Source organism: Acetobacterium wieringae (genome assembly GCF_026646375.1).
GTDB lineage: Bacteria > Bacillota > Clostridia > Eubacteriales > Eubacteriaceae > Acetobacterium > Acetobacterium wieringae_A.
Genome location: NZ_JAIPPU010000001.1, coordinates 203,918 through 228,538, shown reverse-complemented (window position 1 = coordinate 228,538; position 24,621 = coordinate 203,918). Strand labels below are relative to the sequence as shown.

At 44.2% G+C, this 24,621-nt stretch carries 21 protein-coding genes; 7 read left to right on the top strand and 14 right to left on the bottom strand.

The genetic code is table 11. The annotated features are described in order from the left end of the window. Positions 1-43: 43 nt before the first annotated feature. From Q7P33_RS01045 to Q7P33_RS01030, 4 genes are all read right to left on the bottom strand, one after another. The gene (locus Q7P33_RS01045; RefSeq protein ID WP_303866494.1) at positions 44-1,021 is read right to left on the bottom strand and encodes a uroporphyrinogen decarboxylase family protein; all 978 of its coding nucleotides are present in this window, start codon (positions 1,019-1,021) and stop codon (positions 44-46) included. 81 nt (positions 1,022-1,102) lie between these two features. Then, positions 1,103-1,732, bottom strand: coding sequence for a corrinoid protein (locus Q7P33_RS01040; RefSeq protein WP_303866491.1), 630 nt, complete (start codon positions 1,730-1,732; stop codon positions 1,103-1,105). A gap of 493 nt (positions 1,733-2,225) precedes the next feature. Continuing rightward, positions 2,226-2,765, bottom strand: coding sequence for a DUF2284 domain-containing protein (locus Q7P33_RS01035; RefSeq protein WP_303866488.1), 540 nt, complete (start codon positions 2,763-2,765; stop codon positions 2,226-2,228). A gap of 176 nt (positions 2,766-2,941) precedes the next feature. Continuing rightward, on the bottom strand, positions 2,942-3,859 hold the full coding sequence (locus tag Q7P33_RS01030; protein WP_303866485.1) for an AEC family transporter: 918 nt from the start codon (positions 3,857-3,859) through the stop codon (positions 2,942-2,944). A gap of 284 nt (positions 3,860-4,143) precedes the next feature. On the opposite strand from Q7P33_RS01030, the gene Q7P33_RS01025 reads away from it, so the two are divergent. Further along, complete coding sequence (locus Q7P33_RS01025) at positions 4,144-5,076, top strand: polysaccharide deacetylase family protein (RefSeq protein ID WP_303866482.1); 933 nt, start codon at positions 4,144-4,146, stop codon at positions 5,074-5,076. Positions 5,077-5,150: 74 nt separating this feature from the next. Here the strand turns inward: Q7P33_RS01025 and Q7P33_RS01020 are convergent, their stop codons facing one another. The 7 genes from Q7P33_RS01020 to cls all read right to left on the bottom strand — a co-directional run bounded on the left by Q7P33_RS01020 (position 5,151) and on the right by cls (position 14,693). Continuing rightward, entirely contained in the window at positions 5,151-6,959 is a 1,809-nt protein-coding gene (locus tag Q7P33_RS01020) for a PocR ligand-binding domain-containing protein (RefSeq protein WP_303866480.1), read from the bottom strand. A 263-nt stretch (positions 6,960-7,222) separates the two neighbouring features. Continuing rightward, complete coding sequence (locus Q7P33_RS01015; RefSeq protein WP_303866477.1) at positions 7,223-8,371, bottom strand: iron-containing alcohol dehydrogenase; 1,149 nt, start codon at positions 8,369-8,371, stop codon at positions 7,223-7,225. A 219-nt stretch (positions 8,372-8,590) separates the two neighbouring features. Then, a complete protein-coding gene (locus Q7P33_RS01010; RefSeq protein WP_303866475.1) occupies positions 8,591-9,139 on the bottom strand; it encodes a TetR/AcrR family transcriptional regulator C-terminal domain-containing protein in 549 nt (182 codons plus the stop codon). A gap of 288 nt (positions 9,140-9,427) precedes the next feature. Continuing rightward, entirely contained in the window at positions 9,428-10,693 is a 1,266-nt protein-coding gene (locus Q7P33_RS01005; RefSeq protein ID WP_303866473.1) for a hypothetical protein, read from the bottom strand. A 220-nt stretch (positions 10,694-10,913) separates the two neighbouring features. Then, positions 10,914-12,086, bottom strand: coding sequence for a leucine-rich repeat protein (locus Q7P33_RS01000; protein ID WP_303866471.1), 1,173 nt, complete (start codon positions 12,084-12,086; stop codon positions 10,914-10,916). 282 nt (positions 12,087-12,368) lie between these two features. Continuing rightward, positions 12,369-13,151, bottom strand: coding sequence for a carbon-nitrogen family hydrolase (locus tag Q7P33_RS00995; RefSeq protein ID WP_303866469.1), 783 nt, complete (start codon positions 13,149-13,151; stop codon positions 12,369-12,371). A gap of 15 nt (positions 13,152-13,166) precedes the next feature. Then, the gene (gene cls / locus Q7P33_RS00990) at positions 13,167-14,693 is read right to left on the bottom strand and encodes a cardiolipin synthase (protein WP_303866467.1); all 1,527 of its coding nucleotides are present in this window, start codon (positions 14,691-14,693) and stop codon (positions 13,167-13,169) included. 440 nt (positions 14,694-15,133) lie between these two features. Between cls and Q7P33_RS00985 the strand changes: the two genes are divergently transcribed. Genes Q7P33_RS00985 through Q7P33_RS00975 form a run of 3 tightly spaced genes read left to right on the top strand, consistent with a single transcriptional unit; the run spans position 15,134 to position 17,211 of the window. Beyond that, entirely contained in the window at positions 15,134-16,150 is a 1,017-nt protein-coding gene (locus Q7P33_RS00985; protein WP_303866465.1) for a uroporphyrinogen decarboxylase family protein, read from the top strand. Position 16,151: 1 nt separating this feature from the next. Then, positions 16,152-16,775 (top strand): GTP-binding protein, encoded by a 624-nt coding sequence (locus Q7P33_RS00980; RefSeq protein WP_303866463.1) that lies wholly within the window; start codon positions 16,152-16,154, stop codon positions 16,773-16,775. Further along, positions 16,768-17,211 carry a hypothetical protein gene (locus tag Q7P33_RS00975; protein WP_303866461.1) on the top strand — a complete coding sequence of 148 codons (444 nt, stop codon included), beginning with the start codon at positions 16,768-16,770 and terminating at the stop codon, positions 17,209-17,211. The genes Q7P33_RS00980 and Q7P33_RS00975 overlap by 8 nt, the downstream gene beginning before the upstream one ends. A 71-nt stretch (positions 17,212-17,282) precedes the next feature. Here the strand turns inward: Q7P33_RS00975 and Q7P33_RS00970 are convergent, their stop codons facing one another. The 3 genes from Q7P33_RS00970 to Q7P33_RS00960 all read right to left on the bottom strand — a co-directional run bounded on the left by Q7P33_RS00970 (position 17,283) and on the right by Q7P33_RS00960 (position 21,055). After that, positions 17,283-19,097, bottom strand: coding sequence for an alkaline phosphatase (locus Q7P33_RS00970; RefSeq protein WP_303866459.1), 1,815 nt, complete (start codon positions 19,095-19,097; stop codon positions 17,283-17,285). A gap of 82 nt (positions 19,098-19,179) precedes the next feature. Beyond that, entirely contained in the window at positions 19,180-19,803 is a 624-nt protein-coding gene (locus tag Q7P33_RS00965; protein ID WP_303866456.1) for a response regulator transcription factor, read from the bottom strand. A gap of 187 nt (positions 19,804-19,990) precedes the next feature. Further along, positions 19,991-21,055 (bottom strand): sensor histidine kinase, encoded by a 1,065-nt coding sequence (locus Q7P33_RS00960; RefSeq protein ID WP_303866453.1) that lies wholly within the window; start codon positions 21,053-21,055, stop codon positions 19,991-19,993. Between the two features lie 204 nt (positions 21,056-21,259). Here Q7P33_RS00960 and Q7P33_RS00955 point away from each other — a divergent pair, with 204 nt between their 5' ends. The 3 genes from Q7P33_RS00955 to Q7P33_RS00945 are packed head-to-tail and all read left to right on the top strand — an operon-like array spanning position 21,260 to position 24,481. After that, positions 21,260-22,192, top strand: a complete 933-nt coding sequence (locus tag Q7P33_RS00955; protein ID WP_303866450.1) for an ABC transporter ATP-binding protein — start codon at positions 21,260-21,262, stop codon at positions 22,190-22,192. A gap of 8 nt (positions 22,193-22,200) precedes the next feature. Further along, entirely contained in the window at positions 22,201-23,328 is a 1,128-nt protein-coding gene (locus Q7P33_RS00950; protein WP_303866447.1) for an ABC transporter permease, read from the top strand. Next, positions 23,315-24,481, top strand: a complete 1,167-nt coding sequence (locus tag Q7P33_RS00945; RefSeq protein ID WP_303866444.1) for an ABC transporter permease — start codon at positions 23,315-23,317, stop codon at positions 24,479-24,481. Before Q7P33_RS00950 ends, Q7P33_RS00945 begins: the two co-directional genes overlap by 14 nt. The last annotated feature ends 140 nt before the right edge of the window (positions 24,482-24,621 follow it).

Here is a 24,621-nt window from a genome sequence, read left to right as displayed (position 1 = left end):
TCTCAGCGGGGTTTTTTCAGGCTTTATTTTAAATCCGTTTTTCTTAAAACATTAAGGCGCTCATTTTGTCAATGGCTTCGTCGTTTGATTCGTAAACACCTGGGAAGCAACCAAAATTCAAACCATGGCTGGCCCCGGGAATAAAGTAAAGTTTTCCGCACCGTTCGCAGGCTTCCTTTGTTTTTTCAAAAACAATCTCTGGTGTCCAACCTGGAAAGTCAATGACACCACTATCAATATCACCCATAAAAGAGATTTGGCCACCATATTTTTTGATCAGTTCTGGCACATTATTGGTTGTCATAACCCCCTGCCAAATGTCGATTCCCATTTCGATCATCGCAGGAACCAGGTTGGCGGCATAAGAATCGCTGTGATGAACAATCAGCTCCACGCCATTATCTTTGTAAAAACCATAGATTTTTTTATAAGCCGGAACAAAAAACTCTTCAAACATTTCCGGTGACACAAACGAAGAACGTTGGCTACCCCAGTCGTCGTGATGGAAAATACAATCGGGATGGAGGCGACTAACCATTTCTTCGGCATAAGCCAGTTCATACTCAACCAGATAATCAATCAAATCATGCATCGCTTCGGGTTCTTCATACAGGGCCATTAAAGCATCTTCCATACTCATCAGATGATGGGTCATTTCGAAGATTCCCGGTGCTACAAAGGCAGTTACAAACTCTTCATTACGATCTACGGCATTCGCATGGGCAACTGCCGCCGCCCAGGCTTCATCTGAGCTTTCCACCGCTGGAGCCTTAACCTGACTGCGCCAATCCGTGATATCTTTTAAAACCTTGTGCGCATCATCATGAATCGGAAATCCACCCAATTGACCTTCCGGCCAGGTAAAGGTAATTCCCCAGCCATTTTTTATTGTCTGTCCCGGTCCGCACATGGCGCCGATGGGCGCCTCCATAATCAAATTCATAAACTCATATTGTTTTACAAAGCGATCGGGATTTCCACCTTTAATCGTTTCCAGTAAATTCTGTCTTTTTGTCAGCATTCTAATACCTCCTAAAATTATATGGATCGTTGTGAACCTGCCTCGAGCATCGCCCGCTTGTTCTTTTATAAACCGATAATGTTACGCGGTTACCAATTCTTTGGCTTTAACTGCAGCACTGCCAGCATCGGGAGCATAGCCATCAGCACCAACTTCAGTTGCGTACTCTGGCGTAACTGGCGCCCCACCAACAATCACTTTTAAATCCGGATACGCCGTTTTAATTGTCTGAACTGCTTCTTTCAAGGCAGGCATGGTCGTCGTCAGCAGACCGGAACAGGCCACCAACTTGACATTTGCATTATCCCTTACCGCTTGAACAAAGGTATCAGCGGGGACATCAACGCCCAAATCGACCATATCAAAACCGGCACTTTCAATCATCATCGAAACCAGGTTTTTACCGATATCATGAAGATCGCCAGCCACCGTTCCGATAATACAAGTACCCAGCGACGCTGAACCGTCACCAGCCATCAGCGGTTTTAACACTTCCACGCCTTTTGACATGGCTTTTGCAGCAATCAGCATTTCCGGGACAAAAATTTCACCAGATGAGAATTTATCTCCGACCACACCCATGGAATCCACCATGGCCTGAAGAATTTCCGCCGGTGCACTGCCTTCATCTAAGGCTTCCTGAACCAATACCGGAACCAGCTTTGACTTTCCCGCTTCAACTTTTGCTTTAACTTCTTCGATTTTTGACATTTTTTCCTCCAATTTTATATCGATTTATGATATCTGGATGATATCGGTTATATTAACGATTCCACGTGTGTGCGTGTAACCCCTAATTTCTCATAGGATGACATAACAACTGATGCTATTTTCACTACTGATAAATTCTCAGATGGACTGTTTTTGGGGAATGTGATAGCGATTACATCACTTGGCTATATCACTTTATTGCCCTTCGTTTTTACAGTACTATTTTGCCGCCTATTTTAATCATTTTAACAACTGAGACAATTTTAAATCAATTTAATGTTTATGTCAACAGTTATTTATAAAATCGATCGTTTTTACTAATTAGGAAATTGGATCTATTTACAAATCAAATCGCACGCTGTCTTTTCCGACTTTGCTTCGCAGTTGATAAAAAAAATCTCCCTTTCCGGATTGGCGATTATAGCCCGACGAAAAGGGAGACACTATTTGCTTTCTGGCTTGTTTTGAAGGTTTCTGTTGTAACTTCGACTGGTTAGTTAAATAATACACAGCCAACATAGGTTAGGGTGTTGGGACCATAGTAATACTCAAGCTGATTTAATTTACACAAGTCACTGACAAGAATTCCAAAGGCTTCCATTGATGAGAAAGCTTTCTCTGGAAAGCGACAAGATTCTTCAGGGTAGGTGCATTTTTGGCACAGTGAACAACATCCATCCCCCAATGGGAGCATATCCGCTTTTTTTTCAAACAGGGCCTCAACCAGCCGATCAAAGCTGGCATTGTGCTTGTTCTTGATTTCTTCCATCCCTTCAAAATCAAAGCTGTCTTCTAATTCGCCGGTGGTTTGAACGATCACGCCATACTTGTAATTTTTTACCTTTACTCCACATTCCTCTAATGTTCCACATCCTGGTGGACATGCCCAATTGGTATCATAGATCTGACACTTATTATCGGCACACATTTGTCTGACTTCGGGGTTTAAATCAATGGTGGAAATCTCAAGTTTGGCTGCTCTCGTAAATCCACTTTTATCGGCCAGATCCAATACTTCTGCTAATTCGATCATTTCGTTTTCTCCGCTTCTTGTGATTACTATTTTTAGTTTTCACTAAATTTATGCTCATTCTAGCACATTTTTTCGTATAAATATAGCCTTTTATTGAACAACCTTATTATCGTCTACTCTTACTCGCATTTAATTTAAAGCTTATAGAAACAGTATCGGGAATCTGTGCCGAGCTTTCACATTAGCAGAAACGTGATCATTGGAATGGTAACAACCGAAGCCAGGGTCGTGATAAAGACTCCTTTTGTAGCCAGCGCAACATTGTTTTCATAGCGATTGGCAAAAAGTACCGAAGATGTTGCCACCGGCATCGCAATGATAATAATCACAATTCCCAGCAAATAGGGATTTGCAATCACATTTCTTAAAATTACCCAGGCCAGCAAGGGCAATAAAATCTGCTTAATAATCACGTAGGGATACAGTCTGAACTCAGCAAAAACACTCCGAACTGAAATCCCTGATAAGGCAATGCCGATTACAATCATGGCCAGGGGCGTCGTCGTCGACCCGACGGTTTTTAACGTATCGTTAAGAAGCTCCGGAAATTTAAAATGGGCGGCAAACATAATAACCGCAATAATTGATGACACCATCCCCGGGGATAAAAACTTTCTTACATCTAGTGCGTTACGGCCCTCCTTCGACATTAGCATAATCCCCAGGGTAAAGTTGCTGACATTAAAAATAAGATTAAAGATCGTGGCATAAAAAATCGCACTTTCTCCAAAAATGGATGCGATCACAGGAAAACCCATAAAGCCAACATTAGACCAAATGGTCATATACATGTATAAGTAACGGTCTTCTTTTGGTACCATCAGGATTCGGACAATCAAATAAGAAATAAACGGCATCACCACATAAAAAAGAATGGAAATAATAAACATCATAATAACATCTGAATTATCCGTATCCGTCGGCATGTTTGCCACCGAGGCCAGCATCATACATGGCAACGTAACACTTAAAATAAAATTCGAAAGTTGTGATCCAAAATTTCCACTGACAACTTTTTTCTTTGCTGCAATATATCCAAATGCCAAAATCAAAAACAATTCCAACATCTGGCTGATCACCACAATTATATCCATCGGCCTGCTCCTCAAATAAAAATAGCCTATCACAAGCTCGGTTTGAATTCAACCCAATTACCAAAGGAGCTTAAATTTGAAACCGTTTAAAGGATTTGAACGATTCAGTTCAGCCTTGTCTAATGCTACTACAATCGTTTTTTTCAGCAAAAATGCGATTTCAATTTTTTTTAAAAACAAGAAATAAATTACACATTTAGTTGTTTTTATGCTACAATCAATTTAGACAGGTTAGCCTCAGCGAGACTGCTCGATGTTCAGATTTTAAAACAATAGAGGTAGCGATGAGAAAGAAAAGTACACCAAAATTACGAATTAAAAATTTACCGCGTTTTCTTACATTTTCGGCGATGAGTCTGATTATTCTCGTTATCATTACCATGTCTTTGTTTTTTTTAATGAATAAAATGGCCGAGGCCTTCAATACCCAAAAACAGATTCTTCAGACTTCATCTGCTAATTCGTCTGATTCCAATGCTGCCAAAACAGAAACCGTAACTGTAAACAATAATAACCAACAAAACACCCAAACAGAAACCAACCCCCAGGTGACCGATGATGATCCGCTGGCCGATATAAAAGCTCGACTTCGTAGTGGAGACACTGCCGGGATTAAAGTAGTTTTTCTGACTTTCGATGATGGCCCCAGCGAGAATACCGGAGCGCTTCTCGATGTACTCAATGAATATGATGCCAAGGGTACTTTTTTTACCACACTCCATGACAATGACAATGCAAAAGCCATGTATCGCCGGATTGTTGATGAAGGCCATACCCTGGCTAATCATACCAGCAGCCATGATTACAGCCTTTACAGCGACCCGGAAGCATTTTTTGCCGATGTTGATCAACTGGATCAGTTCCAAAAATCAATAACGGGTCAAAAAGAAACCAGTCATGTTTTTCGTTTTCCAGGTGGTTCAACAAACTCCAATGAGGCGTGTGTCCAGGGCATCGTTAACCGGGGCTTTAATTACAGCGATTGGAATGTTTCTTCCGGAGACGGCTGCTCCGATCCACCGCCAAGTGATGTCATTGCCCAAACGATTATTGAAGGATGTCGGGAAAACGATGTATCAGTTGTTTTATGTCATGCGGAACTCAAAGAATCCAGCCGAAATGCTATTCCCATCGTCATTGAAACACTTCAAGATGAAGGTTACGTTTTTTTACCGATGGAGAAGGATTATAGTTATCCCCGTCATTTAGAAGTTTAACCGTCCGTTTTTATCCAAAATAACCAATAGGCGGATTGCCAAATAGTAAACCCACCGTAAAAACGGTGGGTTCACTATTTGAGTCTGGGTCGTATTGTCGTACTTTCGTCTTGCTTATGACGGTACATATCATCTTCAGCACGTTTAAATATTTCTTCGATATCTTCTGCCTCGTTATTTTTTGTTTCATAGCCGAAAGAGATGGAAACCGCCATTCCACCAACTTTTTCTGCTGCTGTCAACTCCTTTATCTGCGCAACCATATCTTCAATGATATGTCCTGCGGTTCTTGGCAAGATTACAATAAATTCATCACCCCCAAGCCTGGCAAGAATATCATCCTTGCGACAGACTTGGCTGAGAATCCTGGCCGTTTTGATTAATAGCTCATCCCCCATCAGATGTCCCAGCGTATCGTTGACCAACTTTAATCCATTAACATCTCCCAGCAGAAGGGTCAATGGTAAGTTTTCTTTTTTATCCAGTCTTGCCAATTCCTGTTCATAATACCGGCGATTAAAAAGTCCGGTTAAATAATCATGATAGCTTAGGTAAAGAATCTCTTTTTCATTTTGCCGTTTTTCATTAATGAAGCGGGCTTGAAGCAAATTCTGAAAGGCCAGATTTGACAGCTGATTGGCAATGGTATGGAGTAATTTTGCGATTTTTTCAAACCGTTGGATAGACATCCGAGGCACTTCTCTAAATGCCCCCAAGGCTTCTTCTTCATCGGCACCGATTTCCCGGGCGTAGGCGACTAATTGGGACTCTTTAATATTTTCATCTCTGACCTGCCCAATCAGCCAACTAGCTACGTGTTTACCACCCACCGTAATCGCCGCTCCGGCATCCCACAAACCGCCACTTAAACACCTTTTGATTATCGGTCCCTCGACTGAATAAGCACCAATTGCAGCATCCGATTTATAGCAATTCTCACAGCCCCGTTGGGTCTTGCGAATGATATCCCGACATAGCCTGGTGAAATTGGAGGTCTCGGTTATTGGTGTCCCATCGGTCATGGTGATCACTGAGGCAACACCGGTTGCATCGGAAAACTGATCCTGTAATCTCTGAATTGTCTCCAGATCGATTAATTCAGAAAAATCAATTGTACTGGTATCTTCGGCTGGTCTGGTCAACTCCAGCATCCGCTTTTCCAATCGCTGTTCGATTTTTTTTCGATCCGTAATATCCCGGGCGGCGGCATAAATCAGCTTTCCCTGGGGCCGGGAACACCATTCAATCCAATGGTAGGTTCCATCTTTGGCCCGATAACGATTGGTAAAGTTAACCACCGGGTTCTGTTCATTAAGGCGATTCATCACCTCCCGGGTTACCTGAACATCATCCGGATGGACAAAATCCAGATACTTTGTCCGGATCAATTCTTCATTAGTATATCCTAACACCTCTTCCCACGCCCTGTTTGTCTTGACAAAATATCCATCCATATCAGCAATGCATAAAAAATCCAGACTCAATTCAAAGAAATTGTTCAATTCTTCCAATTGTGTCTTTTCCTTCGTGATATCGATAAAATGGGTAATAAAAAAACCTTTTTGGGGTGAATGTACAACGACCCGACACCAGATGTTAAGGGCTGCAGTATATTGTTCAAACTCTTTTTCACCACCATTTAAGGCAATGTCGCCATAAAAACGGATCCAATCAAAGCTGTCATTAACAATTTCCGGTAAAACCTCTGTGATTCGTTTCCCAAGTATTTTAGCGCCAATGAGCCCTGTCAGCCGTTCAAAAGCCAGATTGACTTCAATAAATTCATAATCGCAAGGCATACCGACTTCATCACAGACAATTTTGTGATAAGCATAACCCATCGGGGCATGTTCCAGAACTGATTGATACCTAACGTCATTCATGCGGCTTCACCCTTTCAGCTGCTACTTGCAACTATAACTTTTTTTTATATACCCAAAATCTCAAAAAATACGCTTCAAAGTCCTGGTAATCAACCAATATTCTTTCCCGTTCCCTAATTCTTATGCAGCTGGCTTATCCACCTTTGATTGACGACGAAAAAGAGGATCTATCCCGGTTCGGATAAATCCTCTTAATTTAGTCACCGTATCTTTTTTCTCCACCGTTTATTAAAATCAGACTTTCATGTCTTTCATACCCAAAATTAAAATGCCGCCTTGTAAATGGCAATCACATCTTCTTTGGTTGGACATTTTGGATTTCCGCCGGTACAGATGTCAGCCAACGCCAGATCAGCCAATTCGCTGAAATCTTCTTCTTTAACACCAATTTCTGCCAGTCCAGAGGGAATCCCAACATCTTTAGACAGTTGTTTGATGGCTTCAATGGCCAGTTCATTGATTTCTTCTTTGCTTTTGTGCGCTGTATCAACACCCATTGCTTCTGCCACTGCTTTTAAACGATCGCCCACCGCATCAGCATTGAAGGCTGCAACATATGGAAGCAGAATGGCATTGCAGACGCCGTGGGGCAGATCATAAAAACCGCCCAGCTGGTGAGCCATGGAATGAACAATTCCCAAACCGCCGTTTGAGAAGCCCATACCGGTAACAAATTGTCCATATGCCATATCATCCCGAGCCGCCACATTTTCGCCGTTGGCAACTGCTTCTCTTAAACTACCGGCGATCGCTTTAATCGCTTCTAAGTTGAATAAATCAGTAAACCGGGAAGCTCCAGCGGTGGTATAACCTTCAATGGCATGAGTTAGAGCATCCATGCCAGTTGCTGCTGTTAAGGATTTTGGCATTTTTACCATTAAATTGGGGTCATTGACCGCCACTGTGGCCAGACAGTTTGGATCCACAATAACCATTTTTAACTTGCGTTCTTCATCGGTAATAACATAATTTATGGTCGCTTCACTGGCGGTTCCCGCAGTCGTATTGATCGCTACAATTGGTAATGATTTATTAGCAGTTTTGCCAACGCCTTCATAATCCCGCAAATCTCCGGGATTGGTGGCTAAAATGGCAATTCCCTTGGCGGTATCCTGAGGCGATCCGCCTCCGATACTGACCACAAAGTCGCACTCATTATCCTGCAAAACCTGTAACCCGGCGTTGACATTGGTAACCGTCGGATTTGGTTTAACATCAGAAAACATGGCATATGCCACCTCAGCATTATCTAACACATCGAGTACTTCCTGGGCAATTCCAGCATCGATGAGTACCTGATCGGTTACAACTAACGCTTTTTTGACATTCATCCGTTTGATTTCCGGAGCAATGAGTTCGATTGCACCGGGTTCCATAATTACAACTGGTGGAAAATAATAGGTTCTTGCCATTTTGGGTACCTCCAAATTTTTCTCAACTGTAAACAGTTACACTTTTCTCTAATTCTACCAATTTTTTGATAGGATTCAATTGACACCGCCATCTATCTGTCACATATGTGACAATTATTGCAATGTGTAACTTATCTAATCAAAAAAGCCGATCGCTATCCGATGACAGGGAACTTGTCACTAATCAGATAAAGATCGGCTTAATAAAAAAATATGAACCTATAAAAATAACAAATAGTTTTTAAGCTTTTCCGGAATTGCATCAATCAGTAATTTAGCAAATTCCGCCGGCTCCATGATCATTCCCTCGGTCACCCATTTAAAAGTCATATCCATGGATCCCTGACAATACATATCCAGCAGGAATTGATCATCCGTTTCCAGGGGCTTTCCCGTTTTTTGAACAATCCGATTGGTATAGTAATCGGTTATCAGCTTTAAATCGTAATCAAAAATTGAATTGCAGTCACTGGATTTAAATGCCGCTGTAAAAAAATCTTTCTCTGCCCGCACAAAGGCGAATTTGCGGGTTAAACCTTCTTCCAGCGTAAGGCTGACTCCCATCTGTTTAATTGATTGTTGCGCCAATTTATCAAAATACCAATTAACCAAATCATATTTATCCTGAAAATAACGATAAAACGTCTGTCTTGTTAATTCGCACTGATCAACAATTTCTTTAACGGTTATTTTATCTAAAGGCTTTGTAACCATTAGCGTTTTAATCCCCTGAGCCAACCGTTCTTTTGTTCGATCATTTGCATCCATTGATATCCCTCTTAACTAAATATTTAAATTTTTCACAGATTTATCACCAGTTTTTTATATTAATCTTATCGACCTCGGTAATCGATGTCAATGAAATATTTTATCAACTCACATTAAAATAATCTCGTTTGTGCTCTTTTTGAAGGGCCACTTAAAAAGAACTCCTTTTATTGACCGTTTCGTGATGAATCGATCAGTAATCGGAGTTCATTTTTAACAATCAGTGAACGCAATTAAAACCAATGGTTTTCGTCTACTGTACTGCCTTTTTTTGAATAGTGTGTGTATTTATGCTTTGATTTCTTTTTTGCTGATTAGATAAGCCATACCCATCAGTGCTAATAAGCTCATTGTAGCCATTAATGCATCTTGACCCATGTCTTGAGTACCAGTTTTTGGGTTAGAAGATGATTTCTGGTAACAGAGATATGGTTCCAGATACAGACAGGATGCGGTCAGATCGACGTCACCATAGCAAGGACTGATCCAAACACCTTCGCCACCATAGATAGCTAGAGGATTAACACCGCCAGAGGTACAAAGATCCAGGATACCATCTCGGATTACAACCCAGCTGGCTGCATATAATGCAGTTGCTACTCCAGTTTCGGTGGTTGATTTAACAGTTGTGTATCCGCCTTTAACGATGGCATCATCGCCAGCGCCAATGCCCATACTCTGGCCACTAACTGAATCCGTAATGACATCGATATCGCCGCCATTGATTACCAGATCATTGTCTGCCCAAAGACCAAAAGCTCCGCCGGTTCCAGTATGGACTGCAGTTGCATCAAGCCAACCATCATTGATGATTAAATCGCCATTATCAACGAGAATACCAAATGTGTCATGGGTATTATCGCCTGATAAAGCGGTTAATTCATAATCTCCATCATTGAGAACCAGATCACCATCCATGACATGAATTGCTGAATATTCGCCAACTGCCGTCAGTTCGCCAGGTCCGCCCATTGTCAGGTTTCCAACGACATCAAATGCGCAGCCATCAGGATTCACAACCAGGTTATCACCTTTGAGGATCATGGCAAAATTACTGCCCATATCTGCTGCAACAACCTGTTTTCCAACAAAACCGTTTAAGGTTAAGGCATTGGTTATTGCATCATAAGAGTAGTCAGCACCGACGGTGTTCAGGAGTACATCAATAAAAGTTGTTGCATCTCTCCATAAACCGAGTGCAGGAACTGCTTTTACCTCAATGGTTCCTTCATCTGCTGCAGTTTCGATTACTGGGGCTTCAGCAACGGCTACAACTGGTGCATCAGCAGCTGGAGTTTCAGCAGCTGGCGTTTCAACTGCAGGTACTTCTGCCACTGGCTCAACCGCCGCTGGCGTTTCTGCTGCAGGAGTTTCTGCTGCTGGCGTTTCTACTGCGGTATTTAGCACCTCATCAACTGGCGCTCCCTCAACTTCCAGAACCACGAGTGTTGGTTCTTCAACAACTTCTTCTGCGGCAAATGTTGATACCGGTATTAACATTAACACCATCATCACAACCAGCAACAAAGCCATCAATTTCGACATTTTTTTCACTTCACTATTCCTCCTTTCAATGGAATTGTTTTCTGTGTACATCACACCCCAACTGATGTGACATTACACAGTTATCACTACGGTATTGTTTTTACCCTCTTTTATCATAAATAACAAAAATATTTAAAAAAAATATGTATTATTCAAAATCTTTTTTTATTCGCCGTTTGCATTTAGTTGCAGCATTTCATCCGAGTCTTTTTCTTTTGATTTGGTTTTGCTAATTCAAGCTACTGACAAACGGCATGGCGGTCGCTCCCGGGGCCGCTGAACCACTTGGTACGGCGATGATCTGTATTCCTTCCAACCGCAAGGCCATCCCTTCAGTACCAGCACTCTCTCCGTTTTTAGCCCAGTCCAACCAACCATAATTCTGGGCATGAACGCGATAATAAACATCATATTTACCCGCATCCACACCATCCAATTCAACCCGGATTCCTTCCAGGCGCAGACTAAGACCCGTTGTTCCACTTAGGGTACCGTTGCTGACCATTGGTTGCCAGCCAATATTCTGAACATGGGTCTGATACTGAATCACCACATTGACTTCGCTGTTATCCACCAGAATTTTGATTCCTTCCAGACGCAGGCCCTGGCCAACCGTCCCACTGATTTCACCATTTTTTTTGGCACTCTGCCAGCCGACATTCTGAACATGCGTAGAATAATACACATCCACATAGGAAGCAGGCAGGCTCACAAAGGGTCGCATATTCGCATATGCATAGGATTCTGCAGTGGAACCGGCATAGCCGTAGATGGTAAGATGGGGAATGGTTCCAAACACCTGTCCATCAAAAGTCAGGGTACTGTTTAAAAAAGTAATTTTAGTCAGAGCATTGCAATTGGCAAAAGCCGCATAACCGATGGTCGTGACGGAACTGGGGATAATGATACTGTTCAGTGCCTGGGCACCCCAGAACGAGCCATTTCCGATGGTCGTTAAACCATTTCCTAAAAAGACCGAATCCAGATAGGGACAATTATAAAACGAACGCAGCCCCAGATTTGTCACACTGTTTGGCAGATTAACACCTGTTAAGCTGGTGTTTCCATTAAACACATCGCTGCCTATTTCGAGCACACTTTTTCCATCAATTGTAGCTGGGATATCGACATTGCCACCGCTTCCAGTATAGGCAACAATTCTAATCCCACCGCCGATCGTATCATACCAGTAATCCCCGGTATGAATGCTGTTAAGCGAAATTTCTGACTGTTTGGCTCCGTCATTAAGGCTCTGGTTTTCATCGCCGGCTTCCAAAGCCACGTTATCGATTAATTCGGTGTCGTGGTTCTGTTCTTTAGCCATAACGCCAATTGGAACCATCCCGATGCAGATACCCGCAATGATCAGCCCACTGAATATTTGTTTTACTATACCGTTCACTTTTAGCCTCCTTTTTTTAATACTTCTCACGTTCTTGCGACACTAAAAGCACCGCATACGACACTTTCGCAATTGCCTAAAATACTTGTTTCCCTTCTTCAATCAAACAATCTGGTCGCAGTCTGTTCATCATAGTCTGTTAAACCAAGCGCTTTTATGGTCATCTTACCCAGAAACCATGCTTTTAAACAATGAGCATTGTTCTATTGATGCCATAAAAAAAGATCCGCTGCCAGGCAACGCATCTTTTGGGGGTTTAATATGATTATCCATGCTTTTTTCTTAATATAATTCGGGTCTCCGATCTTTAAAAACGGTCATGCTCTTCCTGGTTTGATCCAGTTCAGCCACATCCACATCGGCGATAATCAATTTTTCTTCCGGGTCAGCTCCAGCATCTGCCAGTAGCTTGCCCAAAGGATCAATGATCATCGAGTTACCGGCGTTTTGTTGATCCTTTACTGCGGCACCACAGCCATTGACGGCGACCACAAAAAACTGATTTTCGATCGCCCGGGCCTGATTCAGAACCCGCCAGTGATTAACCCGGGGCAAGGGCCACTCAGCTGGTACAAAAAGCACCTTTGTGCCAGACAGCGCCTGTTTTCTGGCCCATTCGGGGAAACGGATCTCATAACAAATGATGATCCCACAGGGAATGCCATCAAGGACGAAGGTCACCAACTGCTGGCCCGCCCCGAAACGCTTGTCTTCACCGGCATAACTAAACAGGTGGGCCTTGTCGTAATCGGCAATAATCGTACCCTGCCGATTTACCACGTAGCCGGTATTGTAAAAACTGCCGCCTTTTTTAGTGGCCACCGAACCACCGACAATGTTAATCTGCAGTTCCCCTGCCAATTGGCTCAGAAACGCTTTCGCCCGTTGCCCATCCGCCAACCGCTCATCCAGATCATCGGTAACAAACCCACCGCTCCACATTTCCGGCAATACGGCTACATCCGCCCCGACGGCTGCAGCCCGACGAATTAAGCCCTCGGCATTACGATAATTAACGTCAATCTGTCTTAGGATCACCTGCATTTGAATTGCACATATTTTCATTTCATATCCTTTCAATTACATCAATGGTGCCATAATTCTTAAAACTGCCTGCCCCACTTTTGTTAAAAATGCGGTTTGCTCCCAATCCGAATAATGCACTTCCCGACTCGCTTTGATACAATCCAGCAAGTCAGCTTTGATCTCCTGCACCGTTTGCGAGCCGTAAACCCAGGTACCGCATTCGTAATTCCAGGTTAGGCTGCGGTAATCCATATTGATGGAGCCAACAATCGCAACCTGATCGTCGGTGACCAGTACCTTGCCGTGAATAAAGCCCGGGGTGTATTCATAAATCCGCACTCCTTCCGCCAGCAGCTCGCCATAAAATGCCCGGGTGGTGGCATAAACCAGCTTTTTATCAGGAATACCCGGGGTGATAATTCGCACATCCACTCCGCTACGGGCTGCCAGTAAAATACAATTCGTCAGATCCGTATCCAGGATCAGATAAGGAGTGGTCAGATAAAGATACTCTTTAGCGTTGGCAAAAATAGTCATATAGGTGTTGGCCGCTGGATTTCGGGGGTTCATCGGCCCATCACAAAACGGCATCACCAATTCATTGTCTGTCTCCGGATCGACTGTCGCCTTGAAGTCATCGAGTTGCGAAACCGCCCCGGTAGAATAGTCCCACATATTAATAAACATGGTCGTGAGGCTAAAAACCGCCGCCCCTTCGAGTTGAATTGCCATATCTTTCCAGTGGCCAAAACGCTCCTTATGATTGATGTATTCATCACCGATATTAATGCCACCGGTGATGGCCACCCGGCCATCAACAATGGTCATCTTGCGGTGATCACGAAAGCTTATAAATTTAAACAGCGATGGAGAAAAAGGGTTATACGGAATACTCTTGATCCGGTGTGCCGCACAGTTCTGATAAAAATCTTTGGGCAGAGTCGACAGACTCCCCATCTCGTCCACCATCATCCGGATTTCTACCCCGGCCGCCGCTCTTTCATAGAGGGCAGCCATCAGTTCATCGTACATTTTACCGCCCGTAACAATAAAGTATTCCAGAAAAATAAATTTTTCAGCAGTTTTAATTGCTGCCAGATTCGCTCGATGCATGTCCTCGCCCAGCTTCAAGTAGGTCGTTTGGGTATTTCGCCAAACCGGCAGATCACTCAGCCGATGAACCAGTTCCACCTGTTTTCTGATGCTCTTGTCATCAATCGATTCTAAAACAGCCTGATTCTGTTCCAGGCTTAAAAAGGTACGCTGATTCACTTCATCCCAGCGTTTTTTTGATTTTTTAGGTACCCGCTGCCGACCCCAGATAAAATAAAGCACAATTCCGATGGCCGGAAACGCCAACACAAGAATGATCCATGAAATTTTATAGGCGGCAGTCTTTTTGCGATAGACAATATTAAGTACCACAAAAACTGCCACCCCTTCAACAATCCAATAGGCAACCACTGCATCTTCAGAAAACTGCAGGATAACCAATCCGATGATTCCTAATTGCAAAGCAATTAAAACCACATTGACTATTAACCTGAATATGTTTTGATAATGGTTCGACGAACTTCTCATTGCAACCTCTCTCCCACTCATTTCATAAAAAACCGGATCTCCCCGATTTCACTGACTACTTATTTTGCATTTTTCTACTTTTCTAGATTATATGCTATGTTTAAGTCCGGCACAACCAGCTAACTGCGTTTTTAGCGAATTATCTAAACCCGTTGACTAAGCGGCTCTTGTCAGTAGCTCTTCCTGAATTGTCTCACATACATATTTTGAATTTATTTAAAATTACAGTTACCATCCATCTGAGTTTTTTCGACACCCATTAAATTACAGATCATTCCACATACTTTTTTAAGTATTATATCTATTATATTATGATATCGTAGCAAACATTGTTTTTGTAAACGATATTATAGTAAATTTAATTATTATTACAAATGTATTGACAAAACCACTTTCGAATATTAAACTTGTTTATAATTCAACCATTAAGGAGGACAAGCATGACAGCTCATTTAACTCAAAAAGAAAATTTTTTGCGGGTGGCCCGGGGCGAAATGCCGGAATATGTGCCGGTTTCATCTTATTTCGGCCCTAATGCACCGCTTCTTACCATGGCCGACCCCTGTATTTTAGGGAGCTTTCGGGGGCCTGGGGGCGGTGTCGACCCTTGGGGCGTCACCTTTGTAACCGGTGAAGAAATTAATTTTGCCGCCCTGCCAAAACCCAATGACTTTATTTTGACCGATGTGACTAAATGGCGGGATGTGATTAAAGCGCCAGACTACACCGGCTTTGACTGGGAAGCAGCAGCCCGGGCAGACCGTAAAAAATACGTTCAGGATCCTGACCAAACGGCCTTTGTTCTCAGCGGATTTGCCGACTTATTTCAGCAATTCATCGGGTTTATGGGCTTTACCGAAGGACTTTGTGCCATCTATGAAGAACAGGAAGAGGTTGAAGAGCTGCTTGACTACATGTTGGAACACTCCCTCTATATCACCAAAAATCTGCTCCACTTTTATAAACCGGAAGGCTATTACCTGCTCGATGATACCGCTTCAAAACTCAACCCCTTTATTTCGCCAAAATTATTTGAAGAAATATTTGTGCCTCGTTATAAGAAATGCCTGGATCTGGTCAGAGACGAGAACATTCCAATTTTTTACCATAATTGTGGGCGCTGTGAAGATTTGATCCCCTCAATGGTGGACATCGGGGTTAACGTCTGGGATCCCGCTCAAGTTGAAAATGATCTGGTGGGAATGAAACAGAAATATGGGGCCAAGCTGGCAATCAACGGCGGCTTTGAGTTTAGAATGCCGAGCACCTGGCCAGTGGTCGATGAAGAAGAAGTCCGGGAAGCGGTTCGAAATACCTTTGATCGCCTTGCCGGGGATGGTGGCTTCATCTTCAATGGGATGCTGACCTCACTGGATTATTTTGACCCCAAGGTTCAGGAAGTTAACGGCTGGATCGTCGATGAAGCAAATCGTTTAAGCAAAACAGTTTACAATTAATATGAACATTATTATCTTAGGCGGATTTCTGGGTTCCGGAAAAACCAGTGTTTTATTGCAGCTGGCCAGCCACCTGGTCGGGAATCAGCCCTCTGATACAACCCGGGTGGTCATTCTGGAAAATGAAATCGGCGAAGTCAGTGTTGATGACAGCTTACTCAAAAAAAACGGCTACCAGGTAACCAATTTATTTTCCGGCTGCGTCTGCTGTACCATGTCCGGAGAACTGATTCTGAATCTACATCAGATCAGAGCCGATTTCAATCCCGAGCTGATAATCATGGAAGCGACTGGCGTGGCCTTTCCCGATAACATCCGCCAGACCATCAACCAGTCACTGCCAGAATTGACGGTTCAGGTCACCTGTATCACCGATGCCAAACGCTGGTTGCGACTGCTGCGGCCCATGGAGATGCTCCTCGAAGGGCAACTGGAAGCTGCCGATGTGATTCTGATCAATAAGATCGATCTGGTCGATGACCAGACATTGTCCGAAGTGGAGACTTCCATCCGATCCTTTAACGACCACGCCAAATGCTTCCGGATCAGTGCTGCCCAGCCGATTGATCCAGTTATTTGGGGAACCATCTCAAATTCCGAAACGGAGACATCAATCAATGAATAACCAACAACTTCACCATCATCATGACAAAAATTGTAGTTGTCATGGCGACCATCACCACGCTGTGCCCGCCCATCAACCAGAGCGCCATCAGCAAATCCCCCAGGCGATTACAGTAAAAACCCATGATGCCAGCCTGGTTGGCTCATATCGCTTAACAATTGAGTCAAGCTTTGAAGAAGCAGTAACCACCCTGGATGCAGCGCTTACAAAGATCGCCGCCCAAATTACTGAACTGGGAGGAATCATCGGCCATATCAAGGCCAATCTGACTGCCGAAGGGCAAAGCTGTATGATTTCCCTCACCGAAGAAAAATCTGATCAGCATTACAGCGATAGCCACCGCTGTCAGGTAGAAGGGGTGGCTATTGTTTTTGGCATTCTACCCGAGCAGTTGACTGCGATTCTTAACACCGTACTGGGCCCTTACCGCTCCTAATTCCGTATCTAAAAGACCATAAGAAAAACCTGTTCGCAGCATTTTGACATGCTACGTAACAGGTTTATTTGTTATTCCAGTAATTCCCGGATCACCCGGTTAATATCGGTGTTGTTGATATAGGCACCCCGAACCGGGTCGGAACCCACAGCATATTTTTTAAATAACTCAGAGCCCGGCCCTTTGGCAAAAATAGGCACCAACTGATTCGTATGGCTTTGACTGTTCCAAACCATCGTCGGCATGACCCCTTTTCCGTTATTGATCACCTCATTATAAACACCGCTACTGCCCGTTAAATAGCCGGTTTCGTGATCACTGGTGACAATCACGAGGGTTTCTGACCAACTGCTGTTTGATTCCACCCAGTCACACACGGCCGCCACGGCCTGGTTAAAAGCAGTTTCTTCTTCAATCATTCGACCACTCTGATTCTTACTGGCGGCCCAATCAACAGCACCACCTTCAATCATCAGGAAAAACCCGGACTCGTTATTGTCGAGTACATTAAGTGACGCCCGGGCCATTGTCGCCAGCGTTGGCACCTGATTATTCATTTCTACCACAAAAGGCTGGGCATTAACATCACCAGTCCGGCCATACTGCAGGGTCGTATAAACCGGTGGCACGCCGATCACCCGATCCGGTGTGGCTCCGCTCTGGAGGGCTTCAAAATCGGCCTTGGTCTGGATCAACTGCCAGGGGTCAGGATCGCCATCACCATCAGCATCATTGCCCAAGACTCCCGCCTCCAAGGCCTCCCAGGTTTCCCGACCACCAACGAATTGATAGTGCTCCGCATCGATGCTGTTACGTTTAACACTGTCATCATTATATAAAGGGTTTCCGGCACCCATAATCACATCAATATTGCTGTCTCGGATCATTTCGTTGGCGATCCCACTGTAATTACTGCGATCGGTGTCATGTGCCACAAAAGCGGCTGGGGTGGCATGACTGAGTTCCACGGAAGTGACCACTCCGGTGGATTTTCCTTTTGCCTCAAAATCTTCAGTCAGATTCCGTAAATTATTCTGATTGGGATCTACTCCAATCGCGCCATTATAGGTTTTTGTACCAGTTGCCATGGCAGTAGCGGCTGCCGCAGAATCTGTCGGTCTATTTTTCAGTTCATCAAAACTGTTCCAAATCGTGGCTGGATCATAGGTGTAACGAGCATCATCTGTCGATTCAATTTTTCCGGTTGAGTAGGTGCTCATATAATATTGGGCCGGAAAGTTCTCGTAAACCTGGATTCCAGCCTGACCACCGGTGAAATAGTCGGTAGCTAAAATATGGTTGGCACCGCATCCATCTGAAATCATTACAATTACATTTTTAAAAGCGGTTATGTCGTCTGGTGGGGCTGCTCCTTTGGGGGTGATCACCACCCGGATTGCTTCCATCCGATAGGAAAGCCCTTCGGTTCCCGCTAACTCGCCGTTTTTAACCCATTCCTGCCAGCCCTGATTCTGAACATGCGCCTGATAATAAACGTCAAATTTCTCCGCCTCAGAACCGGTGAGTTTGATGCGAACTGCTTCCATCCGCAATGACCGGCCTGTCGTCCCAGCCTCGGCACCATCATCGACCCAGTTCTGCCAGCCGACATTCTGAACATGGGTTTGGTAGGTAATGCCGAGATCGGGGTGATCATTTACTTTTAATCGGATCCCTTCCAGGCGCAGTGACCGGCCCGTCGTTCCGCTGACATCGGCATCCGACTGCCAGTCCTGCCAGCCGACATTCTGGATATGGGTTTGGTAACTGCTTAGGAAAGTCACAGCTTGCGGCTTTGTTTCCACTGCGTTGACACAAGCCGACAACGAAATCATTAGTATTAATCCGAGCAACAACATCCACATTCCGGTTCTTATCCTTTTCATGTTCCCATCTTCTTTCATCATAAAGAGATTATCCCCAAAATGCGTTTATTAAGATGGCTTTTTTGTTTTTTACCGAAAAACCTCAGATTAGGTTTTTGTAGAAAAAGATAGCCAACTGAGTCCGATCCCGGAGATTCAATTTTTCCAATATTACGCTAATGCGGTTTCGGACGGTTCCTTCGCTTAAATACAGACTCTCGGCAATTTCCCGATTACTAAGCCCCTGAGCAACCCGATCGATCAGTTCCCGTTCCTTCTCACTGAGATCCAAACAATCTCCTGATCGGGGTTCCTGCTGATTGATCAGCCTCGGAATCTTGGTCACAATATCCTGCCCAAAAACGCTTTGACCAATCTGCACTGCTCTCAAAGCAGGCACAATACTTTCAAAATCCTGTTTGATAATATACCCTTTTGCTCCTAGTTTAAGCGCGTTGATAATATATTCATCATCTAAAAAGGTGGTTAAAAATAAGATTCGGGCCGTTTGATCAATGGCCAGGATGGCCGCAGCGGCTTCCAGCCCGGTCATCACCTCCATTCGGATATCCATCAGCAGTACATCCGGCTTCAACTGGTGGTATAAGTCAATGGCTTCTTCGCCATTGTGCCCGATTCCAATCACTTCAATATCCCCCTGAGCTTCAATAATGGTCTTGAGTGATGCACAAACCAGCCAGTCATCATCGACAACAAGTATTTTCATGTTTCCTCCATTCTTGGTCAATTACTAAATGATCATGCGTTTCGCTGCCGGTTTGTTCTTAACAATTTCTTCACAAGAGCAAACAGCATTTTCCTGTACTGTTTGTCTTCATGTTTCTAAACGGTTTGCTAAAACCGACATCAAAGCAAATTTCGTTCGTTTTTTTAAATTACCCACTATATTTCTGCTAATCATTTTTAGGTACGGAGATAAAGATCCGAAATCCCCGCTCCGTGGTGATATGAACATTGCCATTCAGGGCAGCCACCCGGTCACTGATGTTTTTTAGCCCGATACCGTCACCATCAAGACTGGCACTGCCACTGCCGTTATCCTGCACCACCAACTGGATCAATCCCGGATGTTCCCGTACTACCAGCTCCACTTCATTGGCCTGAGAATGACGGATCGTATTGGAAAAGGCTTCTTTGACCACTGCGATAAAACAATATTTCACGTCTTTATTCAACGGTGATTCCACATCATAGTCAAACTTAACCGGACAAAATTCAAAATTCTTAATCAGCGTCTGCAGTTCCAACTGCAAATCCAGAGATTCATCGTGAAGATCGTGAACACTGTTTCTAATGCTATCCATGGCTTCTGAAAGGGTTTCTTTGATTTGAATTAACCCTTCCCGGGTTTTTGCTTCCTGACTGATTGCCAACAGCGCCCCGGTTTGCAAAATACTCCGGGACAGCATATGGCCGACATTATCATGAATATCACGGGCAATCCGGTTGCGTTCAGTCAGAGTGGCCAGATTCAGTTCGTAGTCCTGTTTTTCCAGCAACATTTTATTCTTTTTTTCCAGCTGCAAAGCCGTTTCCCGGGTGGTATCCCGAAGAGCCTTATAATCTTGTCTCAATTTTTCCAGCGAAAGCGAGCGTTTTTTAAGAAAATAGGCCACCAGCATAAAGATTGGTATCAGTACCACCGCCGTGCCACTCAGCGCCGAAAATCCTGTGGCCGCTGGCAACAGCACAAGTACCCACAGCCATTTAAAGCGCGAAATCAGAATATCATAGCCGATCAACGGGACAAACAGAAGATAAACCGGATCAAAAAAACAGATTAGTAAATAACCGCCAAACAACCCCGCCGTGACCGGCCCTTCCGTTAAATAACTAGATGCCGCCGCAAAAATCACCGCCACCAGTACCGGAGCAATCAATAGCATATTATCCACCGTGGTCAGATATAAAGCCAGACAGAACCCAAAAATAATTACCTTATCAATCAGCTTATTCATTTTTACCTGCCTTTATCAGAATCGTAGCGCTGTTCGCATTACGGTTTTATCACTACTTTAACATAAATGGTGACATTTGTCATACCTGATCAGGAGGCATATCACTACCAAAGCATGTACCATTGGCGTAAAATAATGACATCAACGAATATAAAACTGTTTGCGCTGCTACTTAAGCAGGCATACCGATAAAGGAGAAAGAAAATGGTCATCAATGTTAAAAATCTGGTCAAACGGTATGGCGATCTGATCGCTCTCGATCACTTCAATCTGGCAGTACAGGAAGGCGAAGTCCTCGGGCTACTGGGCCCCAACGGTTCAGGAAAAACCACCGCCATTAACTGTATATTATCGCTCTTAAAATACGATAAGGGTACAATTGATATATTTGATCAGCCGATGTCTCCGGATGCCTACCATCTCAAGCGGGACATCGGGATTGTCATGCAGAATGTCGCTGTTTTTGATGAACTGACTGTATATGAAAATATTGACTACTTTTGCGGTCTGTACATATCTGATAAACAAACCCGCAAAAAACTCGTGGCTGAGGCCATCGATTTTGTGGGTCTCAACGATTTTAAAAAATTCTACCCCAAAAAACTCAGCGGTGGTCTCCTGCGGCGTTTGAACATCGCCTGTGGAATTGCCCATAAACCGAAACTGATTATTCTGGACGAACCGACGGTAGCCGTCGATCCTCAGAGTCGTAACAATATTCTCGAAGGAATCCAGAAGCTAAATCAACAGGGCGCTACGATCATTTATACCTCGCATTATATGGAAGAAGTGGAGCAGATCGCCAGCCGCATCGCCATCATGGATAAGGGTAAGATCATTGCCATGGGCACCAACGAAGAGCTTAAGAAAATGATAAAGTCCGGGGAACACATCAACCTTGAACTGCTCAACCCCGAAGATCTCGATCTGGCCGGGATCAGCGCCCTGCCTCATATCATTTCTGCCGAATTGCGTGACCATCAGCTGGTGATCAAGTCCGAACGTGGCAAGAATAATCTAATCCCGATTTTGGACACGCTGAAAGCTGAGCAAATCGCCATTGGAAAAATCTATTCCGAGCCGCCGACGCTTAATGATGTCTTTTTGGAAATCACCGGCAAAGAGCTGCGAGACTAGGAGGAGCCATGTTTTTATTTAATTACCGCTATCGCCTAAAATGCATCTTTAAAGACCGGCAACTGATGTTCTGGACTTTTCTGTTTCCAATTCTTTTGGCAATCCTGTTCAACCTGGCCTTTTCCAACCTTTCCAGCACCGATAATTTTGTGAAGGTCAATGTGGCGGTGGTTCAGAATCAGGAACTGGATCAGAACCCGGCTTTCACCCAGGCAATCAATGGCGCAGATGATCTGTTTATCGTCGAGTACACAACCCTGGTTGATGCTGATACCCTGCTCAAAGATAATCAAATTGACGGTTATATTGTTTTTGATCCTGATCTGAGCCTGGTGGTGAACCAGTCGGGTTTAAAGCAGACCATCATCCGGGGATTTCTGGATGATTTTGAACAATCATCGGCTACCATCACAACCATAATTACTCAGAATCCCACCGCTCTGGATAGTGGCATTCTGGCTGGTATTTCCAGCCGCACCGAATACCTCAAAGCCGTATCGGCCAGCCAGTCCAATCCTGATCCCGTTGTTAATTATTTCTATGCTCTGATTGCCATGACCTGTTTATATGGCGGGTTTCTCGGGGTCAAAGAGGTGGTGGCAATTCAGGCCGACCTCTCTGCTGTAGGTGCCCGGATCAATCTGGCTCCCACCAACAAACTGACGGTCTTTCTTTCCTCGATGCTGGCGGCCACCACCGTTCAGCTGCTGGAACTGCTGATTCTGCTGAGCTTTCTCGTTGGTGTGCTCGGCATCAGTTTCGGGAATCAGCTTGGTTATATTGCTCTGACCTGTATCGTGGGAAGCCTTACTGGCGTGACTTTTGGCGCCTGCATTGGTTCCATCATTAAAAATAATGAAGGTCTTAAAATTGGCGTCCTGATCGGTTCCACTATGACCATGTCTTTTCTGGCCGGGATGATGTCTGCCGACATAAAGTACATTGTGATGACTAAGGCACCCATCCTCAGTTACCTCAACCCGATCAGTCTGATCACTGACAGTTTTTATACCCTGTACTATTATAATACCCACACCCAGTTTTATACCGACATCCTGCTGCTTTGCGGCTTTATTCTTCTCTTCAGTGCCATCACGTATTTTGTTATAAGGAGACAGAAATATGCAAGTTTATAAAGCTTTTTTTAGAATAATCCAGAAAAACCGCGGTCAGATTCTGATCTACCTGGTGGTTTTTATGGTTCTGGCGCTTCTCCTCAGTGGCAACTATAATCCACCCCAAGATACCGATTTTACTAAGGTTAAGGTCAATATTGCGTTTATCAATAATGATGAAGATTCACAACTGGTGGATGGTTTAAAAACCTATCTGGATGAAAATGCCAATCTGGTGGATCTTCCCGACGATACCCAAAAGCTTCAAGATGCCCTGTTTTTCCGGCAGGTGGAATACATCCTCCGGGTTCCTGCCGGATTTACCCAAGGGCTGTTAAGTGGCCAGGACGTCCAGCTGGAAAAAACTACCGTTCCCGATTCCACCAGTAATGTCTATATGGATCTGCTGATCAATAAATACCTGAACACCGTCAAAACCTATACTACTTACACACCTGGTCTCACTCAGGAGGATCTGACCCGTTATGTGGCAAACGATCTTGCCGAGCAAAGCGATGTAACCATGCTAAGCAATGGCAGCCACTCCATCTATGCCGAAAAATCCAGCTATTACTTTAATTACCTCTCCTATTCCCTGTTTGCGATTCTGATTCTGGGAGTTTGTTCGGTAATGCTGGTTTTTAATGACACCGATTTAAAACGACGCAATCTCTGTTCGCCGATCCGTTCAGCCAACATGAACTTCCAGATGATCCTCGGTAATATCAGTTTTGCTTTCCTAACCTGGCTGGTGCTGATTTCAGCAAGTTTTGTCATGTACGGCAGCTTTATGTTTACTACCACTGGTCTGCTGCTGCTATTAAACTCCTTTGTCTTCACCCTGGCTGCCTTAAGCATCAGTTACTTAATCGGCAATCTGGTCAAAAGCCGGGGAGCGATGTCTGCGATCGCCAATGTCTTTGCTCTGGGCACCAGCTTTCTCAGTGGCGTCTTTGTTCCCCAGGAACTATTGGGCAACAATGTCCTGACCATGGCCAGCTTTACCCCCACTTACTGGTACGTTAAGGCCAATAATGAAATTACTTCAGCTGTCAATTTCAACGTTGACAATCTTCAGTCGATCTTCACCAGCATGGTACTGGTATTGGCCTTCGGGGTGGCGGTGCTGGCCGTCACGCTGGTGCTGATTAAGCAGCGCCGAGTGGAAGGGTGATTGATTCACCAAATAGAAACTAAAAACAGGTTCAGGACAACGGCGGGGTTGTCCTGAACCTGTTTTGTATTGTTGAATGATTGACAGTTTACCTGACCCAGTAGTAGCTAAACCGCAACTAAACGTTATAAAGAACTATC